We start from the raw sequence: 19,898 nt of genomic DNA, 5'->3' as shown, positions 1-19,898 counted from the left end.
GCACCGCGCGGGGTGCCGTTTTCATTCGCGCGGGCAGGTTACTTGTGCAGTTCTTCCGCGGCGTACAGGGTGTTTTCCAGCAGGCAGGCGCGGGTCATCGGGCCCACGCCGCCCGGCACCGGAGTGATCCAGCCGGCGCGGGGCAGGGCGGTCTCGTAGACCACGTCGCCGACCAGCTTGCCATCTTCCTGGCGATTGATGCCGACGTCGATGACGATGGCGCCTTCCTTGATCCATTCACCCTTGACCAAGCCCGGCTTGCCGGCAGCCACCACCACCAGGTCGGCACGGCCGACGTGGCCGGCGAGGTCCTTGGTGAAGCGATGGGTAACGGTGACGGTGCAGCCGGCCAGCAGCAGTTCCATGGCCATCGGGCGACCGACGATGTTGGAAGCGCCGACAACCACGGCGTTCATGCCGTAGAGGTCCTGCCCGGTGCTTTGCAGCAGGGTCATGATGCCTTTCGGGGTGCACGGGCGGAGCAGCGGAATGCGCTGGGCCAGGCGGCCGATGTTGTAGGGGTGGAAACCGTCGACGTCCTTGTCCGGGCGGATGCGCTCCAGCAGCAGGGAGGCGTCGAGGTGGGCCGGCAACGGCAGTTGCAGGAGGATGCCGTCGATGTTCGCGTCGTCGTTGAGGCGATCGATCAGGTCGGTCAGTTCCTGCTGGCTGGTGCTGCTGGGCAGGTCGAAGGCTTGCGAGATGAAGCCGACTTCCTCGCAGTCCTTGCGCTTGTGCGAAACGTAGACTTGGGAAGCCGGGTCGGTGCCAACCAGGATCACCGCCAGGCCGGGGGTGCGCAGCCCTTGCTGGCGACGTTCAACGACACGTTGGGCGATCTGCTGGCGCAGGCTGGCGGCGATCGCCTTGCCGTCGATAAGTTGTGCAGTCATGACGGGTGATTAACCATCGAGAGAAAAAAAGAGCGCGCATTCTCTCATGAGCCGCGCGCAGGGCAAAGGCGCTTGGTCCGGCAAATAGCCTAAGCCCTTCAATAAAATGAATTTTTTTGAGAAATCTGTTGACGCTATTTCAGTGCGTCTATAAGATGCGCCTCACTTGTCGGGCAGGGCCTAGCACTGGTTAGCAAGGTCGGGCAGAATAAGCGGATTTTGGCTTGTTCGGTACGGCCGAAAGTTAATTTGTAATCGCAAGCGAAAGCAGATTAAATGTGCGCCCGTAGCTCAGCTGGATAGAGCATCCGCCTTCTAAGCGGATGGTCGCAGGTTCGAGTCCTGCCGGGTGCGCCAATCAAAGGCAGCTTTGGCACAAGTAAAAGCAGCATGCAATATGGTGGGCGTAGCTCAGTTGGTAGAGCGCAGGATTGTGATTCCTGTGGTCGAGGGTTCGATTCCCTTCGTCCACCCCATATTCCAGAAGGCGCCTGATGAAAGTCTGGCGCCTTTGCTTTAAATGCTTCACGCGGACGTGGTGAAATTGGTAGACACACTGGATTTAGGTTCCAGCGGCGCAAGCTGTAAGAGTTCGAGTCTCTTCGTCCGCACCATTCAAGCTTTTCCCGTCGCACGTTGAAGCGGGAATGCCGGCAACACCGCGCTGAGAAGCGCGTACAGCTATGGTGGGCGTAGCTCAGTTGGTAGAGCGCAGGATTGTGATTCCTGTGGTCGAGGGTTCGATTCCCTTCGTCCACCCCATATTTTGAAAGGCGCCTGGTGAATAACCAGGCGCCTTTTTCTTTTTTTGGGGCGGAGGCGTGTGGGGCGGGTTCGAGATCATTCGGTCAGCCTGGCCATTTCATCGCTGGTCAAGCCGAGGTTTTCTTTGAGGCGAGCTAATTCTGCCGATGACGGCGGTGTGTAATGCTCCATGGTGGCCCCGGGGTCAGGTAAACAGATATTTGACTGTAAGCGCGGTGATTGCTGCCACCGATCCCACCAGGGCTGAAGCGATGGCCAGCGGGTACCAGAAAGTCTCGCGTGTAAGCTTGCGCGACTCTGCCGCAAGTTTCGCGCTTTCGGCGGCGAGCTTGCCGGTCTCAGCGCTCAGCTTGACTGTTTCGGCCATGAGCTTGGCGATCTCGGCGTGAATCTTTTCGGCTTCGGTGCTCATGTCGGCTGTGGTCATCGATTCATCCTTCCGGGAGGCGGGTCGTGCGGCACGCGCTGCTCTTGAAAAAGAGCATGTGCCCCAAAGGTGTGTGGCGCAAGCTGGTTGAACCTTCAGGATGCGGCTTGATCCGTGCTGGGTATTTTGCCTTTGGTTCCCCAGTGAGGGTCAAATCGGTACTCAATCCAAACGTTTCGGGGCTACGGCACATGGCCACTGGTGATGATCGGTGCGGTCCGAACTCGCTGGCGGGTGTCCTTCCGTTGGTGTGGGATGGCTGGTAACGCTCGAATAAAAGCTGATAGATTTCAGGGGGTTGATCAAGTGCCAGTGCCCTGGCAAGCAGGTAGTGAAGATGATTGCTAAAGAGTCCCGTCAGGCAGTTGCGCTGGAGCGCTTCGCCCAGGCCAACCCGCAGTTGCTGGCGGAAATCGCTGTGTTGAGCGACGTCGAGCAGCGGCAGCAGATCCAGTGGGCGTTCGAGGATGAGGCGCAGGCGCAGGGTATCGAGCCCTGGGAGTTGACGCTGCGGCTTGTCGCGGAGTCGCCTGAGGAGCTGCAGGTCATGCGTCTGGAGGTTCATCGCGAGGTGGCCGAGGCGCTGGGCATGAGTTGGGAAGAGTACTGCGACTTCAACGAGATCGACGGTCTCTCCGGCTGATCGCGGGTGGCTTGTCGATTGCTTTTCGGGTGGTGCAATGGCTCTGTCTCGCAGGTTGCAGTGCTGCGCTGGCGCCGCCCGGGCTTTTCTGAAAAATATTGAGAGCCGATGCTGTCCGTCTCCGGGTCGAACAGGGTGACTTCTGGTGTCTGAGCTACTAGAATGCTTGCCCTTGATTCTGGAGTCGGGTATCGCCGGCTAACGTCTGTGCAACGAGGAATATTCATGCAAGTTTCTGTTGAAAATACTTCCGCTCTCGAGCGTCGTATGACCATCGCCGTTCCGGCAGAGCGCGTCGAGACCGAAGTCAACAAGCGTCTGCAACAGACTGCCCGTCGCGCCAAGGTTCCAGGCTTCCGTCCTGGCAAGGTGCCTATGAGCGTGATCCGTCAGCGTTACGAAGACGCTGCCCGTCAGGAAGCGTTCGGTGATCTGGTCCAGGCTTCCTTCTACGAAGCCGTCGTCGAGCAGAAGCTGAACCCGGCCGGTGCTCCTGCCGTCGAGCCAAAGTCGTTCGAAAAAGGCAAGGACCTGGAATACGTTGCAATCTTCGAAGTGTTCCCCGAGTTCACCGTTTCCGGTTTCGAATCGATTGCCGTCGAGCGCCTGAGCGCTGACGTCAGTGACGCCGACCTGGACAACATGCTGGAAGTGCTGCGCAAGCAGAACACCCGTTTCGAAGCCACTGATCGCGCTGCCCAGAACGAAGACCAGCTGAACATCGATTTCGTTGGCAAGATCGACGGCGAAGCCTTCGCTGGCGGTTCTGCCAAGGGCACCCAGCTGGTTCTGGGCTCCGGCCGCATGATCCCTGGCTTCGAAGAAGGCCTGGTCGGCGCCAAGGCGGGTGAAGAGCGTGTTCTGACCCTGACCTTCCCCGAGGACTACCAGAACCTGGACCTGGCCGGCAAGGCCGCCGAGTTCACCGTTACCGTCAACAGTGTTTCCGAGCCGAAACTGCCTGAGCTGAACGAAGAGTTCTTCGCCCAGTTCGGCATCAAGGAAACCGGCATCGACGGCTTCCGCACCGAAGTTCGCAAGAACATGGAGCGCGAGCTGCGCCAGGCGATCAAGACCAAGGTAAAGAACCAGGTAATGGACGGCCTGCTGGCTGCCAACCCGATCGAAGTGCCGAAGGCCCTGCTGGAAAACGAAGTGAACCGTCTGCGCGTCCAGGCCGTTCAGCAATTCGGCGGCAACATCAAGCCTGAGCAACTGCCCGCCGAGCTGTTCGAAGAGCAAGCCAAGCGCCGCGTCGTGCTGGGCCTGATCGTCGCCGAGGTGGTCAAGCAGAACGAGCTGAAGCCTGACGAAGCCCGCGTTCGCGAACTGATCCAGGAAATGGCTTCGGCCTACCAGGAACCAGAGCAGGTCGTGGCCTGGTACTACAAGAACGACCAGCAACTGAACGAAGTTCGCTCGGTTGTGCTGGAAGAGCAAGTTGTAGATACTGTCCTGCAGAAAGCGACTGTGACCGACAAATCGGTCTCGTACGAAGAAGCCGTCAAGCCAGCACAGGCACCTGCCGCCGCTGAGTGATTTCCTCTCTTCGTAGGAAAACCCCACAAGCCAGCCTTCGCGCTGGCTTGTGCGTATTCAAGCCATGACTATTTGGGAGTGAGTGCAGGACATGTCCCGCAATTCTTATATTCAGCAGAGCTCTGACATCCAGGCCGCCGGTGGCCTGGTCCCGATGGTTATCGAGCAGTCCGCCCGTGGCGAACGCGCCTACGACATCTACTCGCGCCTGTTGAAGGAGCGCGTGATCTTCCTGGTCGGGCCGGTAGAAGACTACATGGCCAACCTGGTAGTGGCGCAACTGCTGTTCCTTGAAGCGGAAAACCCGGACAAGGATATCCATCTGTACATCAACTCCCCGGGCGGTTCGGTAACTGCCGGCATGTCGATCTACGACACCATGCAGTTCATCAAGCCGGACGTTTCCACCATCTGCATCGGCCAGGCCTGCAGCATGGGTGCGTTCCTGCTCGCTGCCGGTGCCGCTGGCAAGCGTCACTGCCTGCCCAATTCGCGGGTGATGATTCACCAGCCGTTGGGCGGCTTCCAGGGCCAGGCAACCGATATCGAGATCCATGCCCAGGAAATCCTCAACATCAAGTCGCGTCTGAACGAGCTGCTGGCACACCATACTGGCCAGGATCTCGAAACCATCAAGCGCGATACGGAACGTGACAACTTCATGAGCGCCCAGCGCGCGGCCGAGTACGGCCTGATCGACTCGGTATACGACAAGCGGCAACTGGCGTCCTGATCCTGGGTGCCAGAGCGGGCAGACGCGGAAAGCGCCTGCCTGCGGACTTGAAAAAGCCCGCAATTGCCTTCATCTTGTGTTGCAAGCCTACCGGATTGGATCGATCGAATGACTGACACCCGTAACGGCGAGGACAACGGCAAATTGCTCTATTGCTCCTTCTGCGGCAAAAGCCAGCATGAAGTGCGCAAGTTGATTGCCGGCCCCTCGGTATTTATCTGCGACGAGTGCGTCGACCTGTGCAATGACATCATCCGCGAGGAGGTGCAGGAAGCCCAGGCCGAGAGCAGCGCGCATAAATTGCCTTCGCCGAAAGAAATCAGCGCCATCCTTGACCAATATGTCATTGGCCAGGAGCGCGCGAAAAAGGTTCTGGCCGTAGCGGTGTACAACCACTACAAGCGCTTGAATCAACGCGACAAGAAAGGCGACGAAGTCGAACTTGGCAAGAGCAACATCCTGCTGATCGGGCCTACCGGCTCGGGCAAGACGCTGCTCGCCGAAACCCTCGCTCGCCTGCTCAACGTACCGTTCACCATTGCCGACGCCACGACGTTGACCGAAGCCGGCTACGTGGGCGAAGACGTCGAGAACATCATCCAGAAGCTGCTGCAGAAGTGCGACTACGATGTCGAGAAGGCCCAGATGGGCATTGTCTACATCGACGAAATCGACAAGATTTCGCGCAAATCGGACAATCCGTCGATCACTCGCGATGTTTCGGGCGAAGGCGTGCAGCAGGCGCTGTTGAAGCTGATCGAGGGCACCGTTGCCTCGGTGCCGCCGCAAGGTGGCCGCAAGCATCCCCAGCAGGAGTTCCTGCAGGTCGATACACGCAACATCCTGTTCATCTGTGGCGGTGCGTTCTCCGGCCTGGAGAAAGTCATCCAGCAGCGTTCCACCCGCGGCGGCATCGGCTTTGGCGCCGAAGTCCGGAGCAAGGAGGAGGGCAAGAAGGTTGGCGAATCGCTGCGTGAAGTCGAGCCGGACGATCTGGTCAAGTTTGGCCTGATTCCCGAGTTCGTCGGGCGCCTGCCGGTTCTGGCGACCCTCGATGAACTGGATGAAGCTGCATTGATGCAGATCCTCACCGAGCCGAAGAATGCCTTGACCAAGCAATATGGCAAGCTGTTCGAAATGGAAGGCGTGGACCTTGAGTTCCGCAGTGATGCGCTGAAGTCGGTGGCCCGCAAGGCCCTCGAGCGCAAGACTGGCGCCCGTGGCCTGCGTTCCATCCTCGAAGGCATCCTGCTCGACACCATGTATGAAATTCCTTCGCAGAAGGATGTCAGCAAGGTGGTGATCGACGAGAGCGTCATCGATGGCACTTCCCAGCCGCTGCTCATCTACGAGAACAGCGAGCCGCCAGCCAAGGCGGCACCAGACGCCTGAGTCTTGGGCAGCGAAACCAGCAAGGGGCCTACGGGCCCCTTTGCTTTTCCTGTCGCAGAGCTTGTTTTTTTCCGGGGCTGCCCCCACATTAAGTCCAAGCTCAAATTTCCATCGGATTACGGCCACAGGGCCGCTGTAGAGGCGAAATCATGAAGACAACCCTCGACTTGCCTCTTTTGCCATTGCGCGATGTCGTTGTTTACCCGCACATGGTCATCCCGCTGTTCGTGGGGCGTGAAAAGTCCATCGAAGCCCTCGAGGCTGCGATGACCGGTGAGAAGCAAATCCTTTTGCTGGCTCAGAAGAATCCCGCTGACGACGATCCAGGCGAAGACGCCCTGTATCGGGTCGGCACCATCGCTACCGTCCTCCAGTTGCTGAAATTGCCCGATGGCACCGTCAAGGTGCTGGTCGAAGGTGAGCAGCGCGGTGCGGTCGAGCGCTTCGTCGAGGTCGAGGGCCACATTCGTGCCGAAGTCGCCCTGATCGAGGAGACCGAAGCGGCTGATCGCGAGTCCGAAGTGTTCGTGCGCAGCCTGCTGTCCCAGTTCGAGCAATACGTTCAGTTGGGCAAGAAGGTGCCCGCCGAGGTCCTGTCGTCCCTCAACAGCATCGATGAGCCTGGGCGCCTGGTGGATACCATGGCTGCGCACATGGCCCTGAAGATCGAGCAGAAGCAGGAAATCCTCGAGATCATCGATCTGGCCGCGCGCGTTGAGCATGTACTGGCCCTGCTGGATGCGGAAATCGACCTGCTGCAGGTCGAGAAGCGCATTCGCGGACGGGTCAAGAAGCAGATGGAGCGCAGCCAGCGCGAGTACTACCTGAACGAGCAGATGAAGGCCATTCAGAAGGAGCTCGGCGATGGCGACGAGGGGCATAACGAAGTCGAGGAACTGAAGAAGCGCCTCGAGGCTGCCGGCCTGCCGAAGGATGCCTATGCCAAGGCCCAGGCCGAGCTGAACAAGCTCAAGCAGATGTCGCCGATGTCGGCCGAGGCCACCGTGGTGCGCTCGTACCTCGATTGGCTGGTGCAGGTACCGTGGAAGGCGCAGAGCAAGGTACGCCTCGACCTGGCCAAGGCCGAGGAAATCCTCGATGCCGACCACTATGGCCTGGAAGAGGTCAAGGAGCGCATCCTCGAGTACCTCGCGGTGCAGAAGCGCGTCAAGAAGATCCGTGGCCCGGTACTGTGCCTGGTCGGCCCGCCTGGCGTGGGCAAGACGTCGCTCGCCGAATCCATCGCCAGCGCGACCAACCGCAAGTTCGTGCGCATGGCGCTCGGCGGTGTGCGTGACGAGGCCGAGATCCGTGGCCACCGACGTACCTATATCGGTTCCATGCCCGGTCGCCTGATCCAGAAAATGACCAAGGTGGGCGTGCGCAATCCGCTGTTCCTGCTCGACGAGATCGACAAGATGGGCAGCGACATGCGCGGTGACCCGGCCTCGGCGCTGCTCGAGGTACTGGATCCGGAGCAGAACCACAACTTCAACGATCACTACCTGGAGGTCGATTACGACCTGTCGGATGTGATGTTCCTCTGCACCTCCAACTCGATGAACATCCCGCCAGCGCTGCTGGACCGGATGGAAGTCATTCGTCTGCCGGGCTACACCGAGGACGAGAAGATCAATATCGCGGTCAAGTACCTGCTGCCGAAGCAGATCAAGGCCAATGGCCTGAAGAAGGGTGAGCTGGACGTTGAGGTCGCAACCATTCGCGACATCATCCGCTACTACACCCGTGAAGCCGGTGTGCGTGGCCTGGAGCGGCAGATCGCCAAGGTCTGCCGCAAGGTGGTCAAGGAGTACACGGGCCAGAAGCAGGCGCAGGTCAAGGTGGGTAGCGACCAGCTGGAGCATTTCCTCGGTGTGCGCAAGTTCCGCTACGGCCTGGCCGAGCAGCAGGACCAGGTGGGTCAGGTCACCGGCCTGGCCTGGACCCAGGTGGGCGGCGAATTGCTGACCATCGAGGCGGCGGTCATTCCGGGCAAGGGGCAGTTGATCAAGACCGGTTCCCTCGGCGATGTCATGGTCGAGTCCATTACAGCGGCGCAGACCGTGGTGCGCAGTCGTGCGCAAAGCCTTGGTATCCCGGCCGATTTCCATGAGAAGCGCGATACCCACATCCACATGCCGGAAGGGGCTACGCCCAAGGATGGTCCGAGTGCCGGTATCGGCATGTGCACCGCCCTGGTTTCTGCGTTGACGCAAATCCCGGTGCGTGCCGATGTGGCGATGACCGGCGAGATCACCCTGCGTGGGCAGGTGCTGGCAATCGGTGGCCTGAAGGAAAAATTGCTGGCCGCGCACCGTGGTGGAATCAAGACAGTGATCATTCCGGAAGAAAACGTGCGTGATCTGAAAGAGATTCCTGACAATATTAAGCAGGATCTTCAGATTAAGCCGGTTAAATGGATTGACGAAGTCCTCCAAATTGCGCTGCAATACGCCCCGGAGCCCTTGCCGGATGTGGCTCCCGAGATCGTTGCCAAGGATGAAAAACGCGACGTTGATTCCAAGGAACGAATCAGTACGCATTGAAAGTATTTAGCTGGGCGCCCCGTCCGACTGTTTTCCAGGTCCTTGCCATTAAAAGGCACTCAAGTGTCACGGGGCACTCGGCGTTGATTCAATTTACATAGTTAGAAATAAACTCAAATAGAAATAAGGGGACTTAGAGTGAACAAGTCGGAACTGATTGACGCTATCGCTGCAAATGCTGATATTCCAAAAGCTGCTGCCGGCCGTGCGCTGGACGCAGTCATCGAATCCATCACTGGTGCCCTGAAGGCCGGTGATTCCGTGGTTCTGGTAGGTTTCGGTACCTTCTCGGTCACCGACCGTCCTGCTCGTACAGGCCGCAACCCGCAAACTGGCAAGACGCTGGAAATCCCTGCCGCCAAGAAGCCTGGCTTCAAGGCTGGCAAGGCGCTGAAGGACGCGGTCAACTAAGTCGCCCTTTTCAGGCTTCAGCCTGGTCGGGCCGGTTCCCGCAACCGCGCCCGCCGGTGGGGCGGAAAGAATCACGAATTCGTCTGCTCCGCCCGTTACGAGAAGGCGCATCCCCGGATGCGCCTTTCTTCTATCAGGATTCTACCCACGCTCCGCGGTTGTGCAGCCGCCACAGCCGTTTCTGGGGGACGCATGCTGCAAAATATCAGGGACAATTCACAAGGTTGGATTGCCAAGACCATCATTGGTGTCATCGTGGTACTGATGGCGCTGACCGGCTTCGATGCCATCTTCCAGGCAGTCAGCCACAACCAGGATGCTGCCAAGGTCAATGGCGATACCATCAGCCAGAACGAGTTGAGTCAGGCCGTCGACACGCAACGTCGGCAACTGATGCAACGGCTGGGCAAGGACTTCGACCCCTCCCTGCTGGACGACAAGATGCTGCGCGAAGCGGCCTTGAAAGGCCTGATCGAGCGTCAGCTGCTGCTGCAGGGCGCACGTGATGCCAAATTCTCCTTCTCCGAGGCCGCTCTGGACCAGGTGATCCTGCAGACGCCCGAGTTCCAGGTGGACGGCAAGTTCAGCGCCGAACGTTTCGACCAGGTCATTCGCCAGTTGGGCTATGGCCGTATGCAGTTCCGTGAAATGCTGGCCCAGGAAATGCTCATCGGCCAGCTGCGCGCCGGTCTGGCTGGCAGCGGTTTCGTCACCGATGCGCAGGTTGACGCCTTCGCTCGCCTGGAAAAGCAGACCCGTGACTTCGCTTCGCTGACCTTCAAGGCGGACCCTGCGTCCGTCAATGTTACCGATGAACAGGTCAAGGCTCATTACGAGCAGCATGCCAAGGAATTCATGAGCCCCGATCAGGTCGTGATCGACTACATCGAGCTCAAGAAGGCCGCGTTCTTCGATCAGGTCAAGGTCGACGAGGACGCATTGCAGGCGCTGTACCAGAAGGAAATCGCCAACCTCGCCGAGCAGCGCCATGCTGCGCATATCCTGGTCGAGGTCAATGACAAGCAGGATGAGGCCCAGGCCAAGGCCCGCATCGAGGAAATCCAGCAGCGTCTGGCCAAGGGTGAAGACTTCGCCGCGCTGGCCAAGGAGTTCTCCCAGGATCCAGGCTCGGCCAGCAATGGCGGTGACCTTGGTTTCGCCGGCAAGGGTGTTTATGACCAGGCCTTCGAAGATGCGCTGTATGCGCTGAACAAGGACCAGGTGTCCGCTCCGGTGCGCACCGAGTTCGGCTTCCACCTGATCAAGCTGCTGGGCGTGCAGGCGCCTGAGGTCCCCACGTTCGCCAGCCTGAAGGACAAGCTTACCCGTGAGCTGAAGACCCAGCAGGTCGAGCAGCGCTTCGTGGAAGCGACCAAGCAACTGGAAGATTCGGCGTTCGAAGCGTCGGACCTGGCCCAGCCCGCCCAGGACCTCGGCCTGAAGGTGCAGACCTCCGCGCCGTTCGGTCGTGAGGGCGGTGACGGCATCACCGCCAACCGGCAGGTGATCCAGGCGGCGTTCAGCCCTGAAGTGCTGGACGAGGGGGCCAACAGCTCGGCCATCGAGCTGGATCCGGAGACCGTCGTGGTCGTACGCGCCAAGGAGCATCGCAAGCCGGCGCAACTGCCTCTGGAAGCCGTTGCCGGTCCTATCCGCGACCACCTGGCCCAGGAACAGGCCACCGCTGCCGTGAAGAGCAAGACCGATGGACTGGTAGCCGGGCTGCGTGATGGCAAGGTCGCCTATGCGCCCGTGCAGGACGGCCAGGCCTGGAAGGTCCAGGAAGCCGTGACCCGCATGCAGGAAGGCATAGATCCGACCGAGCTGCAGGCACTGTTCCGCATGAGCAAGCCTGAAGCCAAGGACAAGCCGGTGTACTCCACGGTGACCCTGGCTGATGGCAGCGTCGTCGTCCTGCGCCTGAATGGTGTGAACGAGGGCAGCGCGGCCAGTGAGCAGGAGAAGGGCGAGTATCGCCGCTATCTGGCCTCGCGTGCCGGTCAGCAGGATTTCGCCGCCTACCGCAAGCAACTGGAAGCCAAGGCGGAGATCACTCGCTACTGAGTTGTCCCCCTGCAATGAAAAAGGCCGCGCAAGCGGCCTTTTTCATTGCTCCTTGAATCAGCTTTGTCTGTACTGGCCTCATCGCTGGCAAGCCAGCTCCCACAGGTTCGCGAAACCTGTGGGAGCTGGCTTGCCAGCGATGAGGCCCTCAAAAACACCAGGCAAAAGAAAAGGCCGCATCAGCGGCCTTTTCCTCGCTTCCCGAAGACTTACTCCGAGATATCACCCATGGCGGTGGTATTGAAGCCACCGTCCACGTACATGATTTCACCGCTGACACCCGACGCCAGGTCGGAGCAGAGGAAGGCGCCGGCGTTGCCGACTTCTTCGATGGTGACGTTGCGGCGCAGCGGGGTCTGGGCTTCGTTGGCGGCGAGCATCTTGCGGAAGCTCTTGATGCCGGAAGCAGCCAGGGTGCGGATCGGACCGGCGGAGATGGCGTTGACGCGGGTGCCTTCCGGGCCGAGGCTGCCGGCCAGGTAGCGAACGCCGGCTTCCAGGCTGGCCTTGGCCATGCCCATCACGTTGTAGTTCGGCATGGTGCGCTCGGCGCCCAGGTAGGACAGGGTCAGCAGGCTGCCGTTGCGGCCTTTCATCATTTCACGACCGGCCTTGGCCAGGGCCACGAAGCTGTAGGCGCTGATGTCGTGGGCGATGCGGAAACCTTCTCGGGTGGTCACTTCGGTGAAGTCGCCATCGAGCTGGTCGCCCGGGGCGAAGCCTACGGAGTGCACGATGCAGTCCAGGCCGTCCCACTTCTTGCCCAGCGCCTCGAAGACCTTGGCGATGTCGTCATCGTTGGCAACGTCGCAAGGGAAGCACAGCTCAGGGTTGGAGCCCCAGCCAGCGGCGAATTCTTCGACGCGGCCCTTGAGCTTTTCGTTCTGGTAGGTGAAGGCAAGTTCTGCACCCTCGCGATGCATGGCGGCAGCGATGCCGGATGCGATGGACAGTTTGCTGGCGACACCGACGATCAGTACGCGCTTACCGGCGAGAAAACCCATGTGTTGTTCCTCTTCAGGTTATATCGACAGCCGTGGGAGCCAGGAAAGCGGCCTCCAGCAGCTGCTGTGTATACGAATGTTGTGGTGCGGCGAAAATCTGCGCGGCCGGACCTTGCTCAACCACCTGGCCTTGCTTGACCACCATCAACTGGTGACTCAGCGCCTTGACCACCGCCAGGTCATGGCTGATGAACAGGTAGGTCAGGTTGTACTTGGTCTGCAGCGCGCGCAGCAGTTCCACCACCTGGCGCTGAACGGTGCGGTCGAGCGCCGAAGTGGGCTCGTCCAGCAGGATCAGCGCCGGTTTCAATACCAGTGCCCGGGCAATGGCAATCCGTTGTCGTTGGCCTCCGGAAAACTCGTGAGGGTAGCGGTGCCGGGTTTCCGGGTCCAGACCTACTTCCCTGAGCGCCTCCATGATGGCTTGTTCCTGTTCCGCCTCCGTGCCTATCCGATGAATGCGCAGGCCCTCTCCGACGATGTCGCTCACGCACATGCGCGGGCTGAGGCTGCCGAAGGGGTCCTGGAACACCACCTGCATCTCGCGTCGCAGCGGTCGCACCTGCTGCTGGCTCATGCCGTCCAGCCGCTGGTTCTCGAAGCGGATGACGCCCTGGCTGCCAATCAGCCGCAGGATGGCCAGGCCCAGCGTCGACTTGCCCGAGCCACTTTCACCGACGATGCCCAGGGTCTGGCCCTGGGGCAGGCTGAAGTTGATGCCGTCCACCGCCTTGACATGGTCCACGGTGCGGCGCAGCAGGCCTTTCTTGATCGGGAACCACACCCGCAGGTCTTCGACTTCCAGCAACGGCGCGCCTTCCGGGTTGCCGGCCGGCCCGCCGCTGGGCTCGGCGCCGAGCAGCATTTTCGTGTACGGATGCTGCGGAGCGCGGAACAATTCTTCACACGACGCCTGTTCGACGATGCAACCGCGCTGCATGACACATACGCGGTGTGCAATTCTTTTCACCAGGTTCAGATCGTGACTGATCAGTAACAGCGCCATGCCCAGCCTGGCCTGCAGGTTCTTGAGCAACTCAAGGATCTTCAACTGGACGGTAACGTCCAGCGCGGTGGTTGGTTCGTCGGCGATCAGCAGCTCCGGCTCGTTGGCCAGCGCCATGGCGATCATCACTCGCTGCCGCTGGCCGCCCGAGAGTTCATGGGGCAGGGCCTTGAGGCGCTTGACCGGGTCGGGAATGCCCACCAGTTCCAGCAGCTCCAGGGTCCGTGCGGTGGCTTCCTTGCCGCGCAGGCCCTTATGCAGCATCAGCACTTCGTTGATCTGCTTCTCGATGCTGTGCAGCGGGTTCAGCGACGTCATCGGCTCCTGGAAGATCATGGCGATGCGGTTGCCACGGATATGGCGCATCTTCTTCTCGTCCAGGTGCAGGAGGTCCTGGTTTTCGTAGCGGATGCTCCCGGCCGGGTGCTGTGCCAGCGGGTAGGGGAGCAGGCGCAGGATGGAGTGGGCGGTGACCGATTTGCCGGAGCCACTTTCGCCGACCAGGGCCAGGGTCTCGCCGCGGCGTATATCGAAGCTGACGTTTTCGACCACACGCTGCTGTTGCGCACCGCTGACGAATTCGACGGCAAGGTCGCGCACTTCGATCAAGGTGTCCTTGTTCATCTCATTTCCTCGGGTCGAAGGCATCGCGGGCGGATTCGCCGATGAATACCAGCAGGCTCAGCATCAGGGCCAGCACGGCGAAGGCACTGATGCCCAGCCATGGCGCCTGCAGATTGGATTTGCCCTGGGCCACCAGTTCGCCCAGGGACGGAGCGCCCGGCGGCAGACCGAAGCCGAGGAAGTCCAGGGCGGTCAGGGTACCGATGGCGCCGGTGAGAATGAACGGCAGGAAGGTCATGGTCGAGACCATGGCGTTGGGCAGGATGTGCCGGTACATGATTGCCGCGTTCTGCATGCCGAGGGCGCGCGCGGCCCGCACGTATTCCAGGTTGCGCCCGCGCAGGAACTCCGCGCGCACCACATCCACCAGGCTCATCCAGGAGAACAGCAGCATGATCCCCAGCAGCCACCAGAAGTTGGGCTGGACGAAGCTGGCCAGGATGATCAGCAGATACAGCACCGGCAGGCCCGACCAGATCTCCAGGAAGCGCTGTCCGGCCAGATCGACCCAGCCGCCATAAAAGCCCTGCAGCGCACCGGCTATCACGCCGATGATGGAGCTGAGCACGGTCAGCGTCAGGGCGAACAGCACCGAGATACGGAAGCCGTAGATCACCCTTGCCAGCACATCCCGCCCTTGGTCATCGGTGCCCAGCCAGTTCTGCGCGGAAGGCGGCGCAGGGGCAGGGACCTTGAGGTCGTAGTTGATGCTCTGGTAGCTGAATGGAATCGGCGCCCAGACCACCCAGCTCTGCTTCTTCTCCAGCAGGTCGCGGATGTACGGGCTCTTGTAGTTGGCCTCGAGCGGGAATTCGCCGCCGAAGGTGGTCTCGGGGTAGCGCTTGAACGCCGGGAAGTAGAACTCGCCGTCGTAGCGCACCACCAGTGGTTTGTCGTTGGCGATCAATTCCGCGCCGAGGCTCAGGCCGAACAGGATCACGAACAGCCAAAGCGACCACCAGCCGCGGCGGTTGGCCTTGAAGCGCTCGAAGCGGCGGCGATTGAGAGGGGACAGTTTCATCTCAGTGCTCCCGGCTTTCGAAGTCGATGCGTGGATCGACCAGGGTGTAGGTCAGGTCGCCGATCAGTTTCACCACCAGCCCCAGCAGGGTGAAGATGAACAGCGTGCCGAAGACCACCGGGTAATCGCGGTTGATCGCTGCCTCGAAGCTCATCAGGCCGAGGCCGTCGAGGGAGAAGATCACCTCGACTAGCAGCGAGCCGGTGAAGAATATGCCGATGAAGGCCGAAGGGAAGCCGGCGATCACCAGCAGCATGGCATTGCGGAACACATGGCCGTAGAGCACGCGGTTCGGCGTCAGGCCCTTGGCCTTGGCCGTGACCACGTATTGCTTGTTGATCTCGTCGAGGAAGCTGTTCTTGGTCAATAGGGTCATGGTGGCGAAGTTGCCGATGACCAGGGCGGTGATCGGCAGGGCCAGGTGCCAGAAATAGTCGGTGATCTTGCCCCAGGTGCTCAGTTCATCGAAGTTGCTCGACGTCAGTCCGCGCAACGGGAACCAGTCCAGGTAGCTGCCGCCGGCGAAGACCACGATGAGCAGGATGGCGAAGAGGAAGGCGGGAATCGCATAACCGACGATGATCGCCGAGCTGGTCCAGACATCGAAGTGGCTGCCGTGCCGGGTGGCCTTGGCGATCCCCAGGGGAATCGATACCAGGTACATGATCAGGGTGCTCCACAGCCCCAGCGAGATGGACACCGGCAGTTTTTCCGCGATCAGGTCGACGACCTTGGCATCGCGGAAGAAGCTGTCGCCGAAGTCCAGCCGGGCATAGTTCTTGACCATGATCCACAGGCGTTCCGGCGCCGACTTGTCGAAGCCGTACATGCGCTCGATTTCCTTGACCAACGCCGGATCCAGGCCTTGCGCACCGCGATAATTGGAGCCGGCCACCGAGACTTCGGCGCCTCCGCCGGCAATCCGGCTGGTGGCGCCCTCGAAGCCTTCGAGCTTGGCGATCATCTGTTCCACCGGGCCGCCGGGAGCGGCCTGGATGATAACGAAGTTGATGATCAGGATGCCGAACAGGGTCGGGATGATCAGCAGCAGGCGCCGCAGTATGTAGGCCAGCATCTTACTGCTCCCCGTCGGCTGCGGTGTCCTGCGGTGTCACCGGGGTGGCCGGCTTGACCTCGGGCTTGATCCACCAGGTATTGATGCCGATATCGTACTTGGGCGGAGTGTCCGGGTGGCCGATATGGTTCCAGTAGGCCACGCGCCAGGTCTTGATATGCCAGTTCGGCACCACGTAGTAGCCCCAGAGCAATACGCGGTCAAGGGCGCGGGTATGGGCAATCAGGTTCTGCCGCGAGTCGGCGTTGATCAGCGATTCCACCAGGCTATCGATTGCTGGGTCCTTGAGGCCCATGTAGTTGCGGCTGCCCGGGTTTTCGGCGCTGCTGCTTTGCCAGAACTCGCGCTGTTCGTTACCCGGGGAATTCGATTGCGGGAAACCGCCCACGATCATGTCGAAGTCCCGGGAGCGCAGGCGGTTGATGTATTCGGCGACATCGACGCGGCGGATGTTCAGGGTGATGCCGAGATCGGCAAGGTTGCGTTTGTAAGGCAGGAGGATGCGTTCGAACTCGGTCTGTGCGAGCAGGAACTCGATGGTCAGTGGCTTGCCCTGGGCATCCACCATCCGGTCGTTTTCAATGCGCCAGCCGGCATCCTGGAGCAGTTTGTAGGCCTGGCGCTGCTGCTCGCGGATCATGCCGCTGGCGTCGGTGACCGGGTTCTTGAACTCCTCGGTGAAGACCTGCTCGGGAATCTTGCCGCGCAGCGGTTCCAGGAGCTTCAGCTCATCGGGGCCAGGCAGGCCCCGGGCGGCCATCTCCGAGTTTTCGAAATAGCTGCCGGTGCGGGTGTAGGCCCCGTTGAACAACTGTTTGTTGGTCCATTCGAAGTCCAGCAGCAGGCTTAGCGCATGGCGCACCCGCACGTCCTGGAACACCGGGCGACGCAGGTTGAAGACGAAGCCCTGCATGCCGGTGGGCGTGCCATTGGGGATCTCCTCGCGGATCAGGCGTTTTTCCCGCACGGCGGGGATGTTGTAGGCGGTGGCCCAGTTCTTCGCGCTGGTCTCGAACCAGTAGTCGAACTGCCCGGCCTTGAGCGCTTCGAGGGCTACGGTGTTGTCGCGGTAATAGTCGACGGTGATGGTGTCGAAGTTGTAGAAGCCGCGGTTGATGGGCAGGTCCTTGCCCCAGTAGTTCTTGTCGCGCACCAGGCGGATCGAGCGTCCTGGCTTGACCTCGGCGACCTTGTATGGCCCGCTGCCCACCGGGATTTCCAGGCTGCCCTTGGTGAAATCGCGGCTTTCCCAGAAGTGTTTCGGCAGCACGGCGAGCTGGCCAAGGATCAGCGGCAGCTCACGGTTGTTGCTGTGCTTGAACTTGAACAGGACCTTGAGCGGGTCTTCGGCGACCACCTCGGCGACGTCCGCGTAATAGCCGCGGAACATCGGGGCGCCGCTTTTCATCAAGGTATTGAAGGTGAACACCACGTCTTCCGCGCGCACCGGTGTGCCGTCGTGAAAGCGCGCATCCGGACGCAGGTAGAAACGCACCCAACTGTTGTCCGGGGCTTTCTCGATCTGCCTGGCCAGCAGGCCGTACTCGGTGAAGGGCTCGTCCAGGCTGGCGCGGGCCAGCGTGTCGTAGACCAGGTCGATGTTGTCTGCTGGCACACCCTTGCTGATGAACGGGTTGAGGCTGTCGAAGCTGCCGAAACCGTTCTCGCGGAAGGTGCCGCCCTTTGGCGCGTCGGGATTCACATAGTCGAAATGCTTGAAGTCCGCCGGGTACTTCGGCGCTTCGTTGTAAAGGGTCACGGCATGTTGCGGCGCAGCCAGACCCGGCAGGCTCAGGCCGGCCAGAAGCAGGCCGCCGAGCATCAGGCGCAGACGGGGCATCGGCATCATTGGGCGTTCTCCGAAGGCTTGAGCCACCAGGTATTCAGCCCCAGGGTATAGGGCGGGGTGGTGACGAAGGCGAACCGGTTGCGGTAGGCCAGGCGGTGATAGTCGAGATACCAGTTGGGAATCATGTAGTACTGCCACGACAGCACCCGATCCAGGGCGCGGGCGGCGGCCACCTGGTCATCGCGGGTCTGTGAGGCGAGAAGGGCGTCGAGCAGGTGGTCGACCACCGGGCTGTCGACTCCGGCGTAGTTCTTGCTGCCCTTGGTGCTGGCCTGGCTGGAATGGAAATACTGCCATTGTTCCAGTCCGGGGCTGAGGGTCTGGGTCAGGGTCATCAGGATCATGTCGAAATCGAACTGGTCCAGGCGCTGCTTGTACTGGGCCCGGTCGACGGTTCGCAGGCGTGCGTCGATGCCGATGCTGGCGAGGTTCTCCACGTAGGGCTGGAGAATGCGTTCCAGGTTCGGATTGACCAGCAGGATCTCCAGCCTGAGCGGCTGGCCGTTGCTGTTCAGCAAACGCTGCCCGTCGAGCTTCCAGCCGGCCTTGCCGAGCAGTTCCAGGGCCTGGCGCAACTGGTCGCGGCCGATTCCGCGGCCGTCGGTCTGGCTGACGGCGAAGGGTTTGGTGAACATCGCGGCGGGCAGTTGGTCACGGTACGGGGCCAGCAGCAGCCACTCCTTGCCCACCGGCAAGCCTTCGGCGCTGAATTCGCTATTGGGATAGAAGCTGGTGGCACGCCGGTAGGCGCTGCTGAACAGTGCCCGATTGGTCCACTCGAAGTCGAACATCAGGCCCAGCGCCTGGCGTACGCGGCGATCGGCAAAGGCTGCGCGCCGGCTGTTCATGAACAGCCCTTGGGTCTGGGTCGGGATCTGGTGCTTGATCTGCGCCTTTATCACCTGGCCACGACGCACCGCCGGAAAGTTGTAGCCATTGGCCCAGTTTTTCGCCTGGTGCTCGATGTAGATGTCGAACTCGCCGGCCTTGAAGGCTTCGAATGCCACGTCGCTGTCGCGATAGAACTCGTACTCGACGCGATCGAAGTTGTACTTGCCCCGATTGACCGGCAGGTCCTTGCCCCACCAGTCCTTGACTCGCTCGAACACCAGGCGCCGGCCCGGCTGTACCTCGCTGATGCGATACGGGCCACTACCCAGTGGTGGCTCGAAGGTGGTGGCCTTGAAGTCGCGGCCTTGCCAGTAATGCTGTGGCAGCACGGGCATTTCACCGAGACGCAGGATCAGCAGGGGATTGCCGGCACGCTTGAAGACGAAGCGGACGCGCTGGGGGTTGAGCACATCGACCCGTTCGACCTCCTGGAGGTTGGTGCGGTAGATCGGGTGGCCTTCCTTGAGCAGGGTGCGGTAGGAAAATGCGACATCCGCCGCGGTGATCGGCCGGCCATCATGGAAACGTGCCTCCGGACGCAGGTTGAAGACCACCCAGCTGCGGTCTTCCGCATACTCGACCGAACGGGCGATCAGCCCGTAGCTCGACGTCGCCTCGTCTCCGGACGGGTCGTACTGGCCGGTGCCGACCATCAGCGTTTCATTGAGCTCGTTGACCCCGTATTGCAGGAAGTTCGGCGTGGTAACCGGACTGCTGCCCTTGAAGGTATAGGGATTGAGGGTGTCAAAGGTGCCGAATGCCATGGCACGCAAGATGCCGCCTTTTGGCGCTTGCGGGTTGACCCAATCGAAGTGGGTAAATTTGGCTGGGTACTTGAGCGTGCCGAACTGGGCGTAACCGTGACTTTCGGTGATCGTTGCGCCCGCGGGAAAGCTCAAGGCCAGGCTGAATGACAGCAGGAGGGGACGTATCAAGTCGGCGATCCGATCCAGGCGGCTTGGGCTTTGTTTCCCTACAGTAACAGCTTGTATCGGCAGGAAAAAGAGCGCATCCG

The 19,898-nt window shown here is 60.8% G+C and carries 15 protein-coding genes and 4 tRNA genes; 11 read left to right on the top strand and 8 right to left on the bottom strand.

All coding sequences use genetic code 11. From position 1 onward, the window contains the following. Window positions 1-38 precede the first annotated feature (38 nt). Window positions 39-893: a bifunctional methylenetetrahydrofolate dehydrogenase/methenyltetrahydrofolate cyclohydrolase FolD gene (folD, locus tag ACPFMA_RS18725; protein ID WP_009403826.1), complete on the bottom strand. Its 855-nt coding sequence runs from the start codon at window positions 891-893 to the stop codon at window positions 39-41. Between the two features lie 280 nt (window positions 894-1,173). Between folD and ACPFMA_RS18720 the strand changes: the two genes are divergently transcribed. The 4 genes from ACPFMA_RS18720 to ACPFMA_RS18705 all read left to right on the top strand — a co-directional run bounded on the left by ACPFMA_RS18720 (window position 1,174) and on the right by ACPFMA_RS18705 (window position 1,655). After that, a tRNA-Arg gene (locus ACPFMA_RS18720) sits at window positions 1,174-1,250 on the top strand. 43 nt (window positions 1,251-1,293) lie between these two features. Next, window positions 1,294-1,369, top strand: a tRNA-His gene (locus ACPFMA_RS18715). A gap of 53 nt (window positions 1,370-1,422) precedes the next feature. Continuing rightward, window positions 1,423-1,507 (top strand) — tRNA-Leu (locus ACPFMA_RS18710). A gap of 72 nt (window positions 1,508-1,579) precedes the next feature. After that, window positions 1,580-1,655 (top strand) — tRNA-His (locus ACPFMA_RS18705). Between the two features lie 187 nt (window positions 1,656-1,842). On the opposite strand, the gene ACPFMA_RS18700 is transcribed toward ACPFMA_RS18705, so the two are convergent. After that, window positions 1,843-2,085, bottom strand: a complete 243-nt coding sequence (locus ACPFMA_RS18700; protein WP_425928443.1) for a hypothetical protein — start codon at window positions 2,083-2,085, stop codon at window positions 1,843-1,845. Window positions 2,086-2,422: 337 nt separating this feature from the next. Here ACPFMA_RS18700 and ACPFMA_RS18695 point away from each other — a divergent pair, with 337 nt between their 5' ends. From ACPFMA_RS18695 to ACPFMA_RS18665, 7 genes are all read left to right on the top strand, one after another. After that, entirely contained in the window at window positions 2,423-2,728 is a 306-nt protein-coding gene (locus tag ACPFMA_RS18695) for a DUF6388 family protein (protein WP_420056985.1), read from the top strand. A 225-nt stretch (window positions 2,729-2,953) separates the two neighbouring features. Further along, the gene (tig, locus tag ACPFMA_RS18690) at window positions 2,954-4,267 is read left to right on the top strand and encodes a trigger factor (protein ID WP_425928442.1); all 1,314 of its coding nucleotides are present in this window, start codon (window positions 2,954-2,956) and stop codon (window positions 4,265-4,267) included. Between the two features lie 91 nt (window positions 4,268-4,358). After that, complete coding sequence (clpP, locus tag ACPFMA_RS18685) at window positions 4,359-5,000, top strand: ATP-dependent Clp endopeptidase proteolytic subunit ClpP (RefSeq protein WP_009400269.1); 642 nt, start codon at window positions 4,359-4,361, stop codon at window positions 4,998-5,000. Between the two features lie 108 nt (window positions 5,001-5,108). Further along, window positions 5,109-6,392, top strand: a complete 1,284-nt coding sequence (gene clpX, locus ACPFMA_RS18680; RefSeq protein ID WP_009400267.1) for an ATP-dependent Clp protease ATP-binding subunit ClpX — start codon at window positions 5,109-5,111, stop codon at window positions 6,390-6,392. A gap of 149 nt (window positions 6,393-6,541) precedes the next feature. Beyond that, window positions 6,542-8,938: an endopeptidase La gene (gene lon / locus ACPFMA_RS18675; protein ID WP_009400265.1), complete on the top strand. Its 2,397-nt coding sequence runs from the start codon at window positions 6,542-6,544 to the stop codon at window positions 8,936-8,938. A gap of 138 nt (window positions 8,939-9,076) precedes the next feature. After that, on the top strand, window positions 9,077-9,349 hold the full coding sequence (locus ACPFMA_RS18670; RefSeq protein WP_009400264.1) for an HU family DNA-binding protein: 273 nt from the start codon (window positions 9,077-9,079) through the stop codon (window positions 9,347-9,349). A gap of 192 nt (window positions 9,350-9,541) precedes the next feature. After that, window positions 9,542-11,413 carry a SurA N-terminal domain-containing protein gene (locus tag ACPFMA_RS18665; protein WP_425928441.1) on the top strand — a complete coding sequence of 624 codons (1,872 nt, stop codon included), beginning with the start codon at window positions 9,542-9,544 and terminating at the stop codon, window positions 11,411-11,413. Window positions 11,414-11,622: 209 nt separating this feature from the next. Here the strand turns inward: ACPFMA_RS18665 and fabI are convergent, their stop codons facing one another. The 6 genes from fabI to ACPFMA_RS18635 are packed head-to-tail and all read right to left on the bottom strand — an operon-like array spanning window position 11,623 to window position 19,818. Next, window positions 11,623-12,417 (bottom strand): enoyl-ACP reductase FabI, encoded by a 795-nt coding sequence (gene fabI / locus ACPFMA_RS18660; RefSeq protein WP_009400262.1) that lies wholly within the window; start codon window positions 12,415-12,417, stop codon window positions 11,623-11,625. Window positions 12,418-12,430: 13 nt separating this feature from the next. Further along, window positions 12,431-14,047 (bottom strand): ABC transporter ATP-binding protein, encoded by a 1,617-nt coding sequence (locus tag ACPFMA_RS18655; RefSeq protein WP_009400261.1) that lies wholly within the window; start codon window positions 14,045-14,047, stop codon window positions 12,431-12,433. A gap of 1 nt (window position 14,048) precedes the next feature. Then, window positions 14,049-15,068, bottom strand: coding sequence for an ABC transporter permease (locus ACPFMA_RS18650; protein WP_064301776.1), 1,020 nt, complete (start codon window positions 15,066-15,068; stop codon window positions 14,049-14,051). Between the two features lies 1 nt (window position 15,069). Then, window positions 15,070-16,143 (bottom strand): microcin C ABC transporter permease YejB, encoded by a 1,074-nt coding sequence (locus ACPFMA_RS18645; protein WP_009400259.1) that lies wholly within the window; start codon window positions 16,141-16,143, stop codon window positions 15,070-15,072. Window position 16,144: 1 nt separating this feature from the next. Continuing rightward, the gene (locus tag ACPFMA_RS18640; RefSeq protein WP_420056983.1) at window positions 16,145-17,992 is read right to left on the bottom strand and encodes an extracellular solute-binding protein; all 1,848 of its coding nucleotides are present in this window, start codon (window positions 17,990-17,992) and stop codon (window positions 16,145-16,147) included. After that, window positions 17,989-19,818 carry an extracellular solute-binding protein gene (locus ACPFMA_RS18635; protein WP_425928440.1) on the bottom strand — a complete coding sequence of 610 codons (1,830 nt, stop codon included), beginning with the start codon at window positions 19,816-19,818 and terminating at the stop codon, window positions 17,989-17,991. The genes ACPFMA_RS18640 and ACPFMA_RS18635 overlap by 4 nt, the downstream gene beginning before the upstream one ends. Between the last annotated feature and the right edge of the window lie 80 nt (window positions 19,819-19,898).

Origin of the sequence: Pseudomonas sp. NyZ201 (genome assembly GCF_049860765.1) — a bacterium.
Lineage (GTDB): Bacteria > Pseudomonadota > Gammaproteobacteria > Pseudomonadales > Pseudomonadaceae > Aquipseudomonas > Aquipseudomonas bharatica.
This window is presented reverse-complemented; position numbering and strand designations above follow the sequence as displayed.